The 16,115-nt window shown below is 71.5% G+C and carries 13 protein-coding genes and 1 pseudogene; 8 read left to right on the plus strand and 6 right to left on the minus strand.

The features are described 5' to 3' along the window. Positions 1 to 63 precede the first annotated feature (63 nt). The gene (locus F5972_RS14940) at positions 64 to 1,140 is read left to right on the plus strand and encodes an RNA polymerase subunit sigma-70 (protein WP_150934101.1); all 1,077 of its coding nucleotides are present in this window, start codon (positions 64 to 66) and stop codon (positions 1,138 to 1,140) included. A 78-nt stretch (positions 1,141 to 1,218) separates the two neighbouring features. On the opposite strand, the gene F5972_RS14945 is transcribed toward F5972_RS14940, so the two are convergent. Together F5972_RS14945 and F5972_RS14950 are read right to left on the minus strand one after the other, a co-directional pair. Then, complete coding sequence (locus F5972_RS14945) at positions 1,219 to 1,803, minus strand: dihydrofolate reductase family protein (protein WP_150934102.1); 585 nt, start codon at positions 1,801 to 1,803, stop codon at positions 1,219 to 1,221. 153 nt (positions 1,804 to 1,956) lie between these two features. After that, complete coding sequence (locus F5972_RS14950; protein WP_150934103.1) at positions 1,957 to 2,610, minus strand: TetR/AcrR family transcriptional regulator; 654 nt, start codon at positions 2,608 to 2,610, stop codon at positions 1,957 to 1,959. Positions 2,611 to 2,699: 89 nt separating this feature from the next. Here F5972_RS14950 and F5972_RS14955 point away from each other — a divergent pair, with 89 nt between their 5' ends. From F5972_RS14955 to F5972_RS14970, 4 genes are all read left to right on the plus strand, one after another. Continuing rightward, complete coding sequence (locus F5972_RS14955; RefSeq protein ID WP_150934104.1) at positions 2,700 to 4,265, plus strand: FAD-dependent monooxygenase; 1,566 nt, start codon at positions 2,700 to 2,702, stop codon at positions 4,263 to 4,265. A gap of 419 nt (positions 4,266 to 4,684) precedes the next feature. Then, on the plus strand, positions 4,685 to 5,335 hold the full coding sequence (locus F5972_RS14960; protein WP_150934105.1) for an RNA polymerase sigma factor: 651 nt from the start codon (positions 4,685 to 4,687) through the stop codon (positions 5,333 to 5,335). Beyond that, positions 5,332 to 6,738, plus strand: coding sequence for a hypothetical protein (locus F5972_RS14965; RefSeq protein WP_150934106.1), 1,407 nt, complete (start codon positions 5,332 to 5,334; stop codon positions 6,736 to 6,738). The genes F5972_RS14960 and F5972_RS14965 overlap by 4 nt, the downstream gene beginning before the upstream one ends. A gap of 42 nt (positions 6,739 to 6,780) precedes the next feature. Beyond that, positions 6,781 to 7,731: a sugar phosphate isomerase/epimerase family protein gene (locus F5972_RS14970; protein WP_150934107.1), complete on the plus strand. Its 951-nt coding sequence runs from the start codon at positions 6,781 to 6,783 to the stop codon at positions 7,729 to 7,731. Between the two features lie 40 nt (positions 7,732 to 7,771). Here F5972_RS14970 and helR read toward each other — a convergent pair whose 3' ends face one another. Continuing rightward, on the minus strand, positions 7,772 to 9,919 hold the full coding sequence (gene helR, locus F5972_RS14975; RefSeq protein ID WP_150934108.1) for an RNA polymerase recycling motor ATPase HelR: 2,148 nt from the start codon (positions 9,917 to 9,919) through the stop codon (positions 7,772 to 7,774). A 232-nt stretch (positions 9,920 to 10,151) separates the two neighbouring features. Next, positions 10,152 to 10,880: a TetR/AcrR family transcriptional regulator gene (locus F5972_RS14980; protein ID WP_225311502.1), complete on the minus strand. Its 729-nt coding sequence runs from the start codon at positions 10,878 to 10,880 to the stop codon at positions 10,152 to 10,154. A gap of 113 nt (positions 10,881 to 10,993) precedes the next feature. Here F5972_RS14980 and F5972_RS14985 point away from each other — a divergent pair, with 113 nt between their 5' ends. Beyond that, entirely contained in the window at positions 10,994 to 12,664 is a 1,671-nt protein-coding gene (locus F5972_RS14985; protein ID WP_150934110.1) for an ABC-F family ATP-binding cassette domain-containing protein, read from the plus strand. Positions 12,665 to 12,675: 11 nt separating this feature from the next. On the opposite strand, the gene F5972_RS14990 is transcribed toward F5972_RS14985, so the two are convergent. Next, positions 12,676 to 13,887 (minus strand): coiled-coil domain-containing protein, encoded by a 1,212-nt coding sequence (locus F5972_RS14990; RefSeq protein WP_150934111.1) that lies wholly within the window; start codon positions 13,885 to 13,887, stop codon positions 12,676 to 12,678. 572 nt (positions 13,888 to 14,459) lie between these two features. On the opposite strand from F5972_RS14990, the pseudogene F5972_RS14995 reads away from it, so the two are divergent. Both F5972_RS14995 and F5972_RS39350 read left to right on the plus strand, forming a co-directional pair. Further along, positions 14,460 to 15,479, plus strand: a pseudogene (locus F5972_RS14995) (Mu transposase domain-containing protein). Between the two features lie 205 nt (positions 15,480 to 15,684). Continuing rightward, positions 15,685 to 15,864, plus strand: coding sequence for an ATP-binding protein (locus F5972_RS39350; protein WP_404803059.1), 180 nt, complete (start codon positions 15,685 to 15,687; stop codon positions 15,862 to 15,864). Here the strand turns inward: F5972_RS39350 and F5972_RS15005 are convergent. Next, entirely contained in the window at positions 15,794 to 16,042 is a 249-nt protein-coding gene (locus F5972_RS15005; RefSeq protein WP_150934112.1) for a LacI family DNA-binding transcriptional regulator, read from the minus strand. The genes F5972_RS39350 and F5972_RS15005 overlap by 71 nt on opposite strands. Positions 16,043 to 16,115: the final 73 nt, after the last annotated feature.

Genomic DNA, 16,115 nt, shown 5'->3' on the forward strand with positions numbered 1-16,115 from the left:
GAAATCCTCCGCCGCGTCGTCGGTTCTGGTAGCCCCTCGCCACCCGCGGAAGGATTGACGACCATGACCGACGCCAGACCGCCAGCCGACGACGAGGCCGCGTTCATCGCGGCGGCCCGCTCGAACGACGCGGCACAGTTCGCGCTCGTCACCGAGCGCTACCGGCGTGAGCTGCAGGTGCACTGCTACCGGATGCTCGCGAACTACGAGGACGCCCAGGACATGACGCAGGAGACGTTCCTGCGGGCATGGAACAAGCGGGAGTCGTTCAAGGGTCACGCCGCGCTGCGGACCTGGCTGTACCGGATCGCGACGAACGCCTGCCTCGACTTCCTGGAGAAGCGCAACGACCGCACACCCGTGCCCGCCGGACTGCCGGGCGCGGGCTCGGAAGTGCGCTACCTGCAGCCCTACCCGGACCGGATGCTCCCGGAGGACCCGCAGGAATCGGTGGTGGCGCGGGAGACGATCGAGCTGGCGTTCATCGTCGCCGTCCAGCACCTGCCGCCGCGGCAGCGGGCGGTGTTCATCCTGCGCGACATCCTCGGCTGGCCGGCGTCGAAGGCCGCCGACGCCCTCGAGCTGACCGTCGCGTCGGTGACCAGCGCACTGCAGCGGGCGCGCGTGACGATGCGCGAGCAGCTGCCCGACCGCCGCCTCGACTGGCGGAGCCCTGCCACGCACGAGCTGTCGGATGACGAGCGCGGCGTGGTGAAGTCGTACATGGACGCCCATGAGCGCAACGACCTCGACGGGCTGACGGCCCTGCTGCTCGACGACCTGCGCTTCGCGATGCTGCCCGAGCCGGGCACCGTGACCGTCACGGCCAAGGACGCGGTGGACGGCTGGGTCTCCGGCGGGCTCTTCCAGCGCGGCCACGACGACTGGCGCTGCGTCGCCACGACGGTCAACCGCATGCCTGCCGCCGCGCTGTACCTCCGCACCCCCGGCGACCCGGAATACCGGCTGTTCGCCATCGCGGTCCTGCACATCGTCGACGGGAAGCTCGCCGAGCTCACCGGATTCGACGCGACCGGCAAACCATGGCTGGGCCTGCCCCCGACGCTGTCGTCAGGCAAAGGCCCCATCGTCGACGAGTCCGGCGCACGGGCCGCCGTCACCGAGGTCACCGCCGAATGAGCACCCCGGCGGGCTGAACACCGACGCGGCGACGCGAACACCGCCCCGCCGGTGTTGCCGGCGGGGCCTGGCCCGTGCTCATCGCCTCGTCTCATATCGGGTCAGCACCACGCCGCCGGGGAACGTCCGCGTCTCGACCAGGTTCAGGTTCACCCAGCTGTCCAGCGCGGTGAAGAACGGCGTGCCGCCGCCCACCAGGACCGGCCTGGTGACCAGCGCGTACTCGTCGATCAGCCCGGCCCGCATGGCCGCCCCGGCGAGCGTCGCGCCGCCGATGCCCATCGGGCCGCCGTCCGCGGCCCTGAGCCGGGTGATCTCGGCGACCGCGTCGCCGGTGACCAGGCGGGTGTTCCAGTCGACCTTGTCGATCGTCGACGAGAACACCACCTTCGGGGTGTCCCGCCAGTTCCGCGCGTATTCGATCTCCGCCGGGGTGGCGTCGGGCCGCTGGTCGCCGGTCGGCCAGTAGGGGCTCATCGTCTCCCACAGCTTGCGCCCGTACAGGAACATCTCGTTCGCCCGCTCCCGGTCGAGCCACCACTGGAACAGCTCGGCCCTCGGCGACGAGTCCGGTCCCTCGTCCCCACTCCAGCCGATGTCGTCGCCGGTCGCGGCGATGTAGCCGTCCAGGGTCACGTTCATGGCGAAGATCAGTTTCCGCATCGTGCAGCCTTCCGTGAGTCGATCTCACACGTACAGACGGGCGCGGCGCGGAAACCTCATCGGTGCGCGACCTGCGTCCGCAGGGAGTCCTCGCGTTCCCGGCTCAGCACGGTGTACGCGGCGGGCACGAGCACCACCGACTGGATCTCGATCTCACCGATGCCGGTGGCGGAGTGCTCGTTGCTCCGCGGCGTCGAGTGCGGGTGTGAGGGGTGCGAGTGTGGCGCGCAGGAGGTCCGGCAGCGAGCCGGACGGCACGACGAGCCCGCCGGCCGTGAAGGATGAGACGGTCGTGCGCAGCCACTGCTCGATCGCCACGCGGACCGCGGCGGTCACGCTCGCCGCGAGCACCCGTGCGGTGTGCGGGTCGTCATCGCCGAGACGCTGCGCGATGGCCTCGGTGAGGGGACGTTCGATCGCGGTGGTCGTGTCGATGAAGGCGTCGCGCAGTGCGGGACGGGTGGTGATCAGCAGCAGCGCCTCCTGGCCGGGTGCGTCCGAGGCGGTGTACTGATCCACGACGGCCTCGACCACGGCGTCGGCGAGGCCGACGCCGTCGGGCCGGTCGATCACCGCCGCCGCGACTCGTGCCTCTCGTTCGCCGGCCACGGCCGCGACGATCGCCTGTTCGCGGCTGGAGAAGTAGTTGTTGTACGTCCTCGGTGAGACGCCGGCGGCCTCGGCGATGTCATCGACGCGCACGTTGTCCGGTCCGCGCTCAAGAGCCAGCCGGAGGGCCGCCGCGCGCAACGCCTCCCGGGTGGCCTGCTTCTTCTGCTCGCGCAACCCCGTCCGTCTCGTCGTCACCGTCTCAGCATAGTCTAGTTGCGTGCGCGCAAATTTGCGCACGCGCAACTTTGTTCCTAGCCTGGCCTTCTCACCCCAAGGAGAAACACGTGATCACAGATGTCGTCGTCGCCGGTGGTGGCCCGAACGGGCTGATGCTGGCCTGCGAACTGAGCCTGGCAGGGGCCCGGCCGGTCGTGCTGGAGCGGCTGATCGAGCCCAGCGAAGAACCGAAGGCGAACGGACTGCTCGGCCAGGTCGTGAGAGTGCTCGACCACCGGGGACTGCACGAACGTCTCAGTGGCAGCCCGCACCCTCCGCGGCCGAACTCCGGCTACTTCATGTTCGGCGCGATGGGCCTGGACCTCAGCCTGCTGGAGGACAGCCCCGTCTATGCCCTGCCGGTGCCGCAGCGACGCATCGTGCAGGTCCTGCAGGAGCGTGCCCTCGAACTGGGCGTGGAGATCCGCCGGGGACACGAGCTCGCCGGCCTGTCGCAGGACGACGACGGGGTGACCATCGACGTCGCGGGCCCGGGCGGGGCCTACCAGTTGCGGGCCCGGTACCTCGTCGGCGCGGACGGAGCCCACAGCACCACGCGCAAGCTCTCCGGCATCGCGTTCCCCGGCGTCACCTACGACCGGATGACTGTGCTCTCGGCGCATGCGACGGTCCCGGCGGAATGGGTCGATCCCGCGACCGGCGCGCTGAACGTGCCCGGCCACGGCGCTGTCTTTCCGTTCCTGCCCCACCGCACCGAACACGGCGGGTTCTCCTACGCGCCGTTACCGGGCCACCCACCGCTGATCAGCACCACCGAGTGGGACACGCCCGCGACCGACGCGCCGATGAGCCTGGAGGAGCTGCGGGCGAGCATCCGCCGCGTGCTCGGCGTCGACGTGCCGCTCGATCCGCCCGACGGCGCGGGGCCGCACGTGCTGCGCCGGCTGACCGGCGGCAACACCCGGATCGCCGAACGGTTCGCCGACGGCCGGGTGTTCCTGATCGGTGACGCCGCGCACGTGTACGCCGCCACGGGAGGCGGTCCGGGGCTCAACCTCGGCCTGCAGGACGCGGTGAATCTGGGCTGGAAACTCGCCGCCGAGATCCGCGGAAGCGCCCCGGCCGGGCTGCTGGACAGCTACGAGACGGAGCGGCGATCGGCCGCCGAGCGCATGGTGCTGAACGCGCAGGCGCAATCGGCCTTGATAGCCCCCGGCAGCGATGTCACCGGACTACGCGAGGTGTTCACCGAACTGCTCGGCGACCGAAGCACCGTACAGCGCCTGGCCGACCTCCTCGCCGGCGCCGACGTCCGCTACGACATGGGCGAACCCGAGGCGCACCCGTTGACCGGCCGGTTCGCCCCAGACATGGACCTGGACACCCCGGCCGGACCGGTCCGCCTGGCCGAGCTGACCAGAAACGCGCGCCCTCTGCTGCTCGACCTGACCGAAGAGGCATCGCTGGCAGACGCACCCGCTCTGCGGCACGACCAGGTCGATGTCGTCACGGCGCGCTCCCGCATCCCCACCACCCCCACCGCGCTGCTCCTTCGACCGGACGGCTATGTGGCCTGGGCATCCGCGTCGCCCCGGCCCGGCCCCGCGGAGATCGAAGCGCTCCGGGCAGCCGTGCAGCGGTGGTTCGGAGTCATCACCCCCGCCCGCACCTGAGGTCGTGAGCGTCTCGACAAGGGGCGGCAGCGAGGAACCCACGGCCCGCACCTCCACCATGCCGGACTTCGGACGGCACACCATCCTGAGCCCGGTTGACCTGGACGATGTCACATTCATGGGGGCCGGATGCACTCCCTGACAGCGGCACAAGGCCGACGATGCCAGGAGACGCGATCGAGGAGGTGAAGCCGTGGAGGTGAATCTCGGGAGCGTGGTCGTGCTCGGGCTCCTTTACGCCAGCCACTGCCTCAGGCTTTGGCTACGCGGGCGAGCCAGGCCGAGCACGGCCGAAGCGCAGGGAGCGAGTACGACCCCGGCCATGATCAGGGTGCTGCCCCCGGGCAGCCGGCTGACGGTCCGGGCGGCGGACGGATCGGTGGTCAGGGTCGATCTGGCCCGGGCACCGGAGCCGCCCGATGGTTCATGAGGCCGTGGCCGGTGAGACGCTCTTCCCGGCGCGGCGTCGCGAGGGCCGGCCACGGCCGGCCTCGGCCACCGGGCCGGTCGAGGCGAAGACCGCACCGGAGGGAGCCGGGGCCGCCGTCATGTCGCGCGTGCAGGAGGAGGTCGCCGCCTTCTACGCGCAGGAGGCCAAGAAGCTGTTCGGGTTCGTGATGCGGCTCGGCACAGGCGACCGGGAGCTGGCCGCCGACATCGTGCAAGCCACCTTCCTTGACGCGTTGACCAAGTGGGACACGATTTACGAGCACCGCGCCTGGATACGGCGCGTCGCCGGGCGCAAGCTGATGCGTGCCAAGGATCGGAACGTGCCGGGAGAGGACCCGGTCGCCGAGCTGCCCGACACCGAACGGGCGATGGCTCCCGCCCACCGCTCCGGGCTGCTGCGTCCCGACGCCGCGCTCGAACTGAGCGAGCGGATGCGGCAGGTGATCCGCATGATCGCCAAGCTGCCCGACCGGCAGCGCACCGTGCTGGCCTGGCACCTGGACGGCTACGGCAACCAGGAGATCGCCGAACACCTGGGGATGACGACGGACGCCGTCCGGCAGAACCTCTCACGCGCGAGATCCGCTCTGAAGAGAGCACATGACGGAGGTGAAGCATGACGCGACGCGAGCGGTCCGACGCCGAGCTCGACGCGATTCTCGCGGCGTTCAACCAGGCCGTGGACGACCTGGTGGACGAGGCCGTCGACATCGACTCCGGCTGGGAGGCGATCGTGGGCGGAAGACCGGCTTCCGCCGGCCCCGCCGCCCCGCCGCGGGCGACGCGCGATCGGGCGCCCAACGGAGCATCGGTTCCCGAGCCTCGTTCAGAGGTCCGTGAGCGCGGCGTGTCCGGTGCGCCGGCCGCCGCCGTGTCGCCTCCCGATACAGGCCTCTCCCCTGTAGCCGGGGCACGTCTCGTCCAGCGCCGTACGGCCGGTCGTGCCGCGGACGACATCGTGGAGAGGGCGGGGACGCCGATGATTCCCGGTGGCGATCTGCGGACGATGCGCGACGCCGAACGCGGGGCGACCCGGGCATCGATCGCGGACTGGCGTGAGCTGCTGAGCAGGTGCCCGGCAGGGGTGCTCGGCCCGGAGGGCTCGGCGAGGGTCGCGGAGACGGTGGCCGTACTGGCGACGAGCCTGATCGCGGACCGGGACGAGCGCGGCGCCCTGCGCCTGGTCCAGGCCGCTCTCCCCCATCTGGTGTTTCTGGGCCGCTGGCATCCGGCCGTTCTGGAGGTCCGGCGCGCCTGGGCCGAGTCCCTGTCCGAGCTCGGCCGGCACCGGCAAGCCGAGACGGGGCTGCGTCGGCTGGGCGAGGACGAGCAGCGGATGTTCGGCCATCCCGATCCGCGTACCACGCTGCTCCTGCTGTGGACGCTGGTCGGCCAGGGCCGGTTGCGGGAGGCTGAGGACGGCTTCGGCGCGTTGCAGGACCGCGTGCTGCTGTCCCAGGGCCCCGACAGCCCGATGCTGCGGCACGTGCAGTGCCGGCGCGCCTGGTTGCTGGGGCGGCAGGGACGGGTGGAGGAGTCGGTGAGCGGCTATGACGCCGTGATCGTGAACCGGATCCATGAGCTGGACGAGGACCACGCCGACAGCTTGGACGCACGGCACTCCAAGGGAAAGCTCCTCGTCGTCGCCGGGCACGCGGACCAGGCGCAGGCCCTCCTGCGCGCCCTGGCGGAAGACCGCGCGCGTGTCCAGGGAGACCGGCACCCTGACACGCTGGAGACCCGCAAGTACCTTGCTCTGGCCCAGGCGCTGGCCGATCCGCGTGACGACCGCGTCGTCCGCCGGGTCGTCCACGACCTCGAAGAGTCCCTGCGTCTTCAGGACAAGCGGCACGGCCCAGGTCATCCCATGAGCCGTGACACCGCGGCATGGCTCGGCCTGCTCCTCCGCCTTCAGGAGGCGGTCCGCTTCCGGGAACCGCTCCCCGTCCCGCGTCAGCTCCCAGCCGTCGAGGCCACGGGCGGAGGCGCCTGCGCCGATGTGCCGGCGGTCGTCGCGCGCTGAGCAGGACGCTCGAAGGAACAGCAGAAAGTGAAGGAGGCAGAATTGAAGCTCGGACTGCTCACCGCCGCGCTCGGCCAGATGTCCCTGGAGCAGATCGCCGCCTGGGCGCCGCAGGCCGGATACCAGGCGCTGGAGGTGGCGGCCTGGCCGGTCGGCAGCGAACACATTCACCAGGCCGCCCACCTCGATGTGGCCGGTTTCACCGCCGCCGACGCCGCCCGTGTGCGCGAGCTGCTGGACGGTCACGGCCTGACCGTCTCCGCGGTGACCTACTGCGGCAACAACCTGCACGGCGATCCCGCCGAACGCGACCGCGTCCACCGTCACCTGCGGGCCTGCATCGATGCGGCCGCGCTTCTGGGTGTCCGGTACGTCACCACCTTCATCGGCCGCGACGTCACCCTGCCCATAGCCGACAACCTCAGGCAGGCCGAACAGCGCCTGCCCGCGCTGACCGGCTACGCGGCGGACCGCGGCGTGAAACTGCTCGCCGAGAACTGCCCGATGGAAGGCTGGCATCCCGACGGATACCCCGCCAACCTCGCCTACTCGCCCGAGCTGTGGGACTGGATGGCCGGCCTCGGATTCGGCCTCGCCTACGATCCCTCTCATCTGCCCTGGCTCGGCATCGACCCTCTCGACGCGCTGGAACACGCGCTGCGATCCGGCATCGTCGGTCACGTTCAGGCCAAAGACATCCAGATCGACGAGCGGGCCCGCACCCGCTACGGAGTCTTCGGCAAGACAGCCGGACGTGCCTCTCCCACCGACGTCGGCTGGTGGCGCTACCGCGTTCCCGGCCGTGGCCAACTCGACTGGAACCGGATCATCGACGCGTTGTACGCCGCCGGTTATGACGGCGACGTCGCGGTCGAGCACGAAGACCCGGTGTGGGGCGGCACACTCGAGCGGACTCTGCAGGGCATGCGGATCGCCGCGCACACCCTACGGCCGCTGATCCCCATCACGACGACGCCCGGGGCCGGCCCCTGACACCGGGCCGGCGTCCGCCGGAGCCGGAGAAGGGGCCGGGTCAGGGGCTGGTGAGGATGACGAGCCGGCGGGTCGCCCGGGTCATCGCGACGTAGCGGTCGACCGCTCCTTCGATGCCGTCGCCGAAGGTGTCCGGGTCGACGAGCACGACCAGGTCGAACTCCAGCCCCTTCGACAGCTCCGGGGTCAGCGACCGGACGCGCGGCGTCTCCTCGAACGTGGGGTCGCCGATGACGCAGGCGGTCCCCTCGGCGTGCGCGGCGAGCCACGTGCCGAGGACCGAGCCCAGCTCGGACACCGGGCCGTGCACGACGGGGACGCCGCCGCTGCGGATGGAGACCGGCACGTTCGCGTCGGGGAGCACGGCCCGGATGACCGGCTCGGCCTCCGCCATGACCTCCTCCGGCGTCCGGTAGTTGATGCTCAGGGAGGCCAGGGTGATCCGGTCGAACCCGATCCGCTCCAGCCGTTCCCGCCACGACTCGGTGAACCCGTGCCTGGCCTGGGCGCGGTCCCCGACGACGGTGAAGCTCCGGGACGGGCAGCGCCGCAGCAGCATCTGCCACTCCGCGTCGGTCAGTTCCTGAGCCTCGTCCACGACGACGTGCGCGAACGGGCCGGCGAGCGGGTCGGTGTCGCCGGCGGCCAGCGCGGCCTCGTCGACCAGTGCGTCGCGCATGTCCTGCCCGCGGAGCATCGACATCACGAGCATCTCGGAGTCGTCGGCCTCGATCAGGTTCTCGACGACCCGGTTCATGTGCTCGTGCTGGGCGGCGACGGCGGCCTCGTTCCGGCGCCTTCGGCGCGCGGCCTCCGGGTCGCCGAGCCGCTGCCGCGCCGCGTCCAGGAGTGGCAGGTCGGACACCGTCCAGGCCTGCGCGTCCGCGCGCCGCAGCGCGCGGATCTCCTCCACGCTGAGCCAGGGGGCGCACATCCGCAGGTAGGCGGGCACCGACCACAGGTCGCCGACGAGGTCGGCCGCCTCGATCAGGGGCCAGGCCCGGTTGAAGACCGTGAGCAGCTCCCTGTCGCGCAGCAGCGCCCGGCGGACCAGGTCGGGCGGTGCGTCGCCGTCGTGGCGGTCCACCAGAATCGTGAGCAGCTCCTCCCAGATCAGGTCGCGCGCGTCGTTGTGCGGGGTGCCGGGTTCGGCCGCCTCGAACGCCTCGGCCCAGTCGTCGGGGCTCAGCCAGACCTCCGACCACGGCGTCGTGACCGTCATCCCCGTGGCCGGCGGGTTCTCGTAGAACCTGACGGCCGGCTCGATCGCCTCCACCAGGCGAGCGGACGACTTCAGGCGGGCCACCTCCGGGTCGGTCTCGACCCCGGCCGCGGCTCCCTCGGTGACCAGGTCCCGCAGGGTGCAGGTCCGTACGCCGTCCTCTCCGAGGCTGGGCAGGACGTCGGATACGTAGGCGAGGTAGGGCTGGTGCGGGCCGACGAACAGCACGCCGCCCCGGCGGTGACCCAGGCGGGGGTCGGCGTACAGCAGGTAGGCCGACCGGTGCAGGGCGACGACGGTCTTGCCCGTGCCCGGGCCGCCGTCGACGACGAGAGCGCCGTGCGATCCCGCGCGGATGACGGCGTCCTGGTCGGCCTGGATGGTGCCGAGCACGTCCCGCATCCGCGACGACCGGCTGCCGCCCAGGCTGGCGATGAACGCGGACTGGTCGTCCAGCGCGGCGTTCCCCTCGAAACCGTCCGGGGTGAACACCTCGTCCCAGTAGTCGCTGACCCGTCCCCCGGACCAGCGGTACCTGCGGCGGCTCGCGAGGCCCATCGGGTTGGCGTGGGTGGCGCCGAAGAACGGCTCGGCCGCCGGAGAGCGCCAGTCGAGCAGCAGCCGGCGGCCCGCGCTGTCGGTGAGGCCGAGCCGCCCGACGTACACGGGCTCGGAGCCGTCCGCGCCGACCATGCGCCCGAGGCACAGGTCCAGGCCGAAGCGGCGCAGCGTACGCAGGCGGGCGGTCAGCCGGTGGATCTCCAGGTCGCGGTCCAGCGCCTCCCGGCCCTCGCCGCCGGGCGCCCTGCGCTCGGCGTCGAGACGGCCCGACAGCTCGGCGACCGACTGCCGCAGGCTCTCCGCGATGGCCGCGAAGTGCCGCTCGTCCCCGGCGATCAGGTCCGGGGCCGCCTTGTGGGACAGGTGGTGGGGCAGGTCGAACGCGCTGGTGGTCAAGGGGTTCACGGCATCGGCTCCGATCCGGTCCGGTGGTGCGCCGGCGTCCCCCGATGGGCGCGGGCCCGGCCTCGGCCGACGATTGTGCGGCACGACCGGGGTCTTGTGGCAAGGCCCCCGGTGCGCTATAGGTTGAGAGTGGAAAGGAGTGGACGATCCCCTTTCCGGCCGATCTCCACCCGTCTGGACCGCGTTTGTACGCGCCCGCTGGGGCGGCACATCCTCCGCGCGGCCGGCTCCCTCACTTCCCGGAAGACCCGCGGCCACGACCGGACGCCTCGTCGACGGTGGCGTGAACACCGTCGAGGAGCCAGGTGAGGCCGAGAGCGAAGCTGCTGTCCCAATCGCTGTCCGCGGCCAGAGGGCCGTGGGCGGCGAGGACGGGATACCGGTCACGGTCGGCGCGGAAGCGCTCCTGAGCGGCGGCGCGCGTGGCCTGCCCTTCCCCGGCCGTCCAGGTCGCCTGCATGAGTGCGGAACCGATGACGTAGTTGGACAAGCCGTACGCGGCGGCGGTCAGGTGCGGCTCGGTCACCCCGGCGTCCAGCAGGGTGGCGTACAGGAACTCGCTGCGGGCGAGCACGTTGGGACCGAGCATCGGCCGGCCGAGCAGCGCCGCCGACCAGGGATGGTCCAGCAGGACGGCACGCCACCCGCTGATCAGCGCGGTGATGCCGGCACGCCAGTCCTGGCCGTCCGCGCGCGGGATCTCGACCGCTGCGAAGATCGCGTCGAGGGCGAGGTCGAGGACGTCGTTCTTGGTCTTCACGTGCCAGTACAACGTCGTGGAGCCGGTCCCCAGGCGCTCGGCGAGCCGCCGCATGGTCAGCCGGTCGGCGCCTTCCTCGTCCAGGAGGGCTATGGCCTCGGCCACGATCCGGTCGCGGCTGAGCGGCGGCGCTTCGCGCGCCGCCCGCGCGGACGGTCGCAGCCACACGTCTCCCGGCGATCCTGAGTGCTTCGTTCCCACCACGTCTCTCCTCGTCCTCGTGCGGGCAAGTCTAGTATCGTGGTCGAGCACCGGATCAATGATCCGGTGATAGAACGACGGTCCAGAGGGGTCGCCCGGCAGGGAGGGACACGGTGGCGGGACATGTCGAGGTGGACCGGCTCACCTACGTACTGCCGGACGGGCGACTGCTTCTTCACGAGGCGTCGTTCCGCGTCGGCGACGGTGTCAGGGCCGGGCTGGTGGGACCGAACGGTGCGGGAAAGACCACTCTGCTGCGGCTGATCGCCGGAGACCTGCGGCCGGACGACGGCCGGGTGGTCTGCTCGGGCGGGCTGGGGGTGATGCGGCAGTTCATCGGCAGCGTCCGCGACGACCGCACGCTGCACGATCTGCTGCTGTCAGTGGCCCCCGAGCGGGTCCGCGTCACCGCCGCGGCGGTGCGACGGGCGGAGTCGGCGATGGCGGGACGCGACGACGAGACGACGCAACTGGCCTACGCGCAGGCGATCAGCGACTACGCCGACGCCGGTGGCTACGCCATGGAGGTGGTGTGGGACACCTGTGCGACAGCGGCCCTGGGCCTGCCCTACGACGCGGTCCGGGAGCGCCGGGTGAGCACCCTGTCGGGCGGCGAGCAGAAGCGCCTCGTCCTGGAGGCGCTGCTGCGCGGGCCGGATCAGGTCCTGCTGCTGGACGAGCCGGACAACTACCTCGACGTGCCCGCCAAGGAATGGCTGGAAGACCGGCTGCGCGGAACCGCCAAGACCGTGCTGCTGGTCTCCCACGACCGGCAGTTGCTGGCCAACGCGACCGACCGCATCGTGACCGTGGAGTCGCGTGGCGTCTGGGTCCACGGCGCGGGCTTCGCCACCTACGCCGAGGGCCGCCAGAACCGCATCGACCGGCTGGAGGAACGGCGCCGCCGCTGGGACGAGGAGCACACGAGGCTCAAGCGCCTGGTGCGGACCCTCCGGCAGACGGCGGCCAACAACGACGCCCTCGCCTCCGCCTACCGGGCGTCCCGTACCCGGCTCGCGAGGTTCGAGGAAGCGGGCCCGCCCGAGCGCCCGCCCAAACGGCAGAACGTGCGGATGCGGCTGCGCGGCGGCCGGACCGGCAAACGCGCCGTCGTCTGCGAGGCACTGGAGCTCACCGGACTGATGCGGCCGTTCGACGTCGAGATCTGGTACGGCGAACGCGTGGGCGTCCTCGGGTCGAACGGTTCGGGCAAGTCCCATTTCCTGCGATTGCTGGCCCAAGCGGCGGACGGCGCGGTCCCCTCGGTGCGCCACACCGGCTCCGTACGGCTCGGCGCCCGGGTTGTGCCCGGCCACTTCGTGCAGACCCACGCCAGGCCCGACCTGGACGGCCATACCCCCGCCGAACTGGTCACGGCCGGGCATGCCCTCACCTTGAACGACGCCATGGCCGCGCTGGCCCGCTACGAACTCGCGCCGGCGGCCAACCAGCGGTTCGAGACCCTGTCCGGCGGGCAGCAGGCCCGGCTGCAGATCCTGCTGCTGGAGCTGTCGGGGGCGACGCTGCTGCTGCTCGACGAGCCGACCGACAACCTCGATCTGGCCAGTACCGAGGCCCTGCAACAGGGCCTCGCGTCCTTCGCCGGCACCGTGCTGGCCGTCACCCATGACCGCTGGTTTGCCGCCGACTTCGACCGCTTCCTCGTCTTCGGGGCCGGTGGATCCGTCTACGAGAGCGGTGAACCGGTTTGGGACGAAGCACGGGTCGAGCGGGCCCGCCCGCCGGCTGTGGCCGAGGAACGCATCCGGCCCGCCCGGGACTGATCGGCGCCCGGTCACCGGTCCGGCGGCGGGGCCTCCACCGTGGCCCGCAGCTCCGCGGCGACCGCCCGCTCACGCAGCTGGGCGGCCTCCGACCTGGCCACGTCGAGCTGTGAACGCAGGTCGTCGAGCCGCGCCCGTTCCAGTGACAGCTCCAGCGACAGCTCGGCCTGGACCCGATCACGCTCGGCCGCCGCCGACCGCGACTCCCCCACCACGCGCTCCGCCTCCGCGACCGCGGCCCGGGCACGCGCCTCGGCCTGCGCCGCCTCCGCCCGCAGGCGGGCGGCCTCCGCGACCACCTCCTCGCGGGCCGACTCGGCGGTCTGCGCCCGTGACAGCGCCCGGTCGCGTTCGTCCTGGGCCTGGGCGACGGCCCGGTCGCGCTCGGCCTCCGCCCGCGCCACCGCGCGGTCACGCTCGGACTCGGCGGACTGGGCCCTCGCCAGCGCGGCGGCGCTCGCCTGCTCCGCCTCCCGGTGCGCGCGGCGGGCCAGCTCGGCCTCCGCCCGCGCCGCCCGCGCCTCGGCCTGCGCCTGGTCGCGTTCCTCACCGGCCCGCGCCGCCCGTTCCCGCACCTGCCGCACCTCGGCCGTGGCCTTGTCCACGCGGTCGGCGAGCTCGCGTACGGCCTGCTCGCGGGCGGCCTCGGCGAGCTCGGCCCGCCGGGTCGCCTGATCGGCCTCCTGCCTGATCCGGCGCTCGGTCGCGGCCGCCTCGCGCAGCGCGGCGAGAGCCTGCTCACGGGCGGTCTCGGCGTCGGCGAACGCCGTGTCCCGCTCCGTGTAGGCCTCGTCCGTGCGGCGGCGGGCCTCCTCCGCGTCCCGCCGCGCCTCCTCGGCGGCCTCCCGGGCGAGGCGCACCTGCTCCAGCGCCTGCTCCCGCTCGGCGCGGGCGATGGCGACGCTGGTGTGCGCCTCCGCCTGGACCGCGCTCAGCTTGGCCTCCACCCCCGCCGGGCTCAGCTCCTGCTCCAGCACCCGCGCCAGCGGGTCGATCGCCGCGGCGAGGCCCTTCTCCATCCGCTCGTACAGGTCCTCCACCCGTGCCAGCGCGCCCTCCAGGCCCGGGGTCGCGCGGCGCAGCTCCCGCTCCCGCTTGGCCGCCGCCTGGCAGTCGCCGTCCGGGCAGTACTCCCGCGGCCTGCCCCGCCGTACGGGCTGGTCGATCGGCGCCCCGCAGTGCTTGCACGCGGTTGTCACGGCGGGGGTTCCGGAGGTCGTCACGACGGACAGCTTACTGATTTTCTGATTTTCTGGAAATAGAAAACAGGAAGCATCGATTCGTTGTGCGGCCTGGGCACGCGGATAACTTGGGAGATGGGTAATTCTCGCAAGTTATCTTTCTGGGTCTTCTCCTGCGGACAACCCGGACCCCGGGTGCGAATTGCTGACACCTCGTGGCACATCCACTGACCGCTCATGGCAAAAGCCCAGAACAACTTGGTGGCAAGATCAGCTGCTGAAGGGTGCGTCGTGGTGTTGCTCCTCCGTCGCTTGTAGACCGTTTACGCAGGTCATAGCCCCGATCGCGAGCCGGAGTCACGGTACGCGTCTGGCCGCGTCATCGTCCCCGTGCACGGGTCCACGCGGGTGATGACTCGGTGCTGGTGGGCTTCCACCGCCAGCCCGCGCGTGGATTGCCGCGTATCCCTCACTGACAGGCCACGGCAATGTGCCATGTGCTGACAGCTCCAGTACGGCGATGACCTGCCGTTTTGCCATGACACGTCAGCAAGGAACGCCACAGGATGCCAATGCTCCGAGCCGGACTGGGTCGGGGCTGTTGAGCGCCCGGGTTGGAGGACTGGGCGGAGATCCGCCGGTTGCATCGGGCTGAGGGACTGGCGATCCGAGCGATCGCCCGCAGGCTCGGGATCGCTCGGAACACGGTGCGCAAAGCGCTGGCCTCGCATGAACCGCCCCGGTATGTGCGAGCCGGGAAAGGATCGATCGTCGACGCGGTCGAGCCGCGGATCCGGGCGCTGCTGGCGGAGTTCCCGGACATGCCGGCCTCGGTCGTCATGGAACGGGTCGGCTGGAGTAGGGGTAAGACGGTGTTCTTCGAGCGGGTGCAGCAGCTGCGACCGCTGTATCGGCCGGTCGATCCGGCCTCCCGCACCGAGTACCAGGCCGGTGAGCTGGCCCAATGCGATCTGTGGTTCCCGCCGGTCGATGTCCCCTTGGGGTTCGGGCAAACGGGCCGTCCGCCGGTGTTGGTCATGGTCAGCGGCTACTCGCGGATAATCAGCGCGGTCATGCTGCCCTCGCGCAGAGCGCCGGACCTGCTGGCTGGACACTGGAGACTGCTCAGCCAGTGAGGCCGGGTGCCCCGGGCCCTGGTGTGGGACAACGAGGCCGCGATCGGCCAGTGGCGGGCCGGTACCCGTCACCACCGGCGGCTCGGTTGCCGGCCGATCGACCGGTGGGAGGCTGACCGGGCGGCGATGCTGCCCCTGCCGCCGGTCGCGCCGACGGTGGGATGGCAGCTGGGCACCCGCCTGCCCCGCGACCACTACGTGCGGCTGGACTCCAACGACTATTCGGTGCACCCGTCGGTGATCGGCCGGCGAGTCCACGTGACCGCAGACCTGGACCACGTCGTGGTCACCTGTGACGGCGCCGCGGTGGCCCGCCATGACCGCTGCTGGGCCGACCACCAGACCATCACCGACCCCGCCCACCAGGCTGCAGCGGCGCAACTGCGTCAGGCGCGGCACCTGGCTGCGCTGCGCCCGCTGCAGACCGCGGTGGAGCAGCGGCCGTTGTCGGATTACGACCGGCTGCTCGGCCTGACTGATGAGGAGATCGCCGGATGAGCGCCCCGACCGGCAGCAAAAGCACCGGCAGGAACGTGGCCGGTGAGATCGCCTATCTCACCCGGGCGCTGAAGGCTCCCTCGCTGGCCGCAGCGGTCGAACGGCTGGCCGAACGCGCCCGCTCCGAGCAGTGGAGTCATGAGGAGTTCCTGGCCGCCTGCAGCGGGAAGTCGCCGCCCGCGAAGCCCACGGCGGTGAAGGCCGCATCCACACCGCCCGCTTCCCGGCCCGCAAGTCGATCGAGGAGTTCGACTTCGACCACCAGCGGTCCCTCAAACGCGAGGTCATCACCCACCTGGGCACGCTGGACTTCATCACCGCCAAGGAGAACGCGGTGTTCCTCGGCAGCGGCGGTGGTCGGTGTCCCACACGAGGCCGACCATGAAGGACTTCTTGGTGGCCAGCGTGCGGGCCGACTCGTTGGGCAGGTAGCCGATCTGACGCGCCGCCCGCAGAACCTGCGTCCTGGTCTTCGCGTTCGCTACCTCCGGATTGTTGAAATCGCGGGAGACGGTTGCCGGGGACACGCCGCACAGGCGTGCCAGCTCTCTGATCGTTGCCACGGATCGAACGCTGTCACATCTCGCTGCAACCGGTTTCATGTAACCGGTTTCGAGGAAATTACGCAATCGTGGG

The sequence above is a fragment of the Microbispora cellulosiformans genome (assembly GCF_008728085.1).
GTDB lineage: Bacteria > Actinomycetota > Actinomycetes > Streptosporangiales > Streptosporangiaceae > Microbispora > Microbispora amethystogenes.

Bases quoted from the DNA above. Each gene is read 5' to 3' on its own strand.
- F5972_RS14960 (WP_150934105.1), top strand. From the start codon at position 4,685: ATGGTTCATGAGGCCGTGGCCGGTGAGACGCTCTTCCCGGCGCGGCGT.
- F5972_RS14965 (WP_150934106.1), top strand. From the start codon at position 5,332: ATGACGCGACGCGAGCGGTCCGACGCCGAGCTCGACGCGATTCTCGCG.
- F5972_RS14945 (WP_150934102.1), bottom strand. From the start codon at position 1,803: ATGCGGAAACTGATCTTCGCCATGAACGTGACCCTGGACGGCTACATC.
- F5972_RS14940 (WP_150934101.1), top strand. From the start codon at position 64: ATGACCGACGCCAGACCGCCAGCCGACGACGAGGCCGCGTTCATCGCG.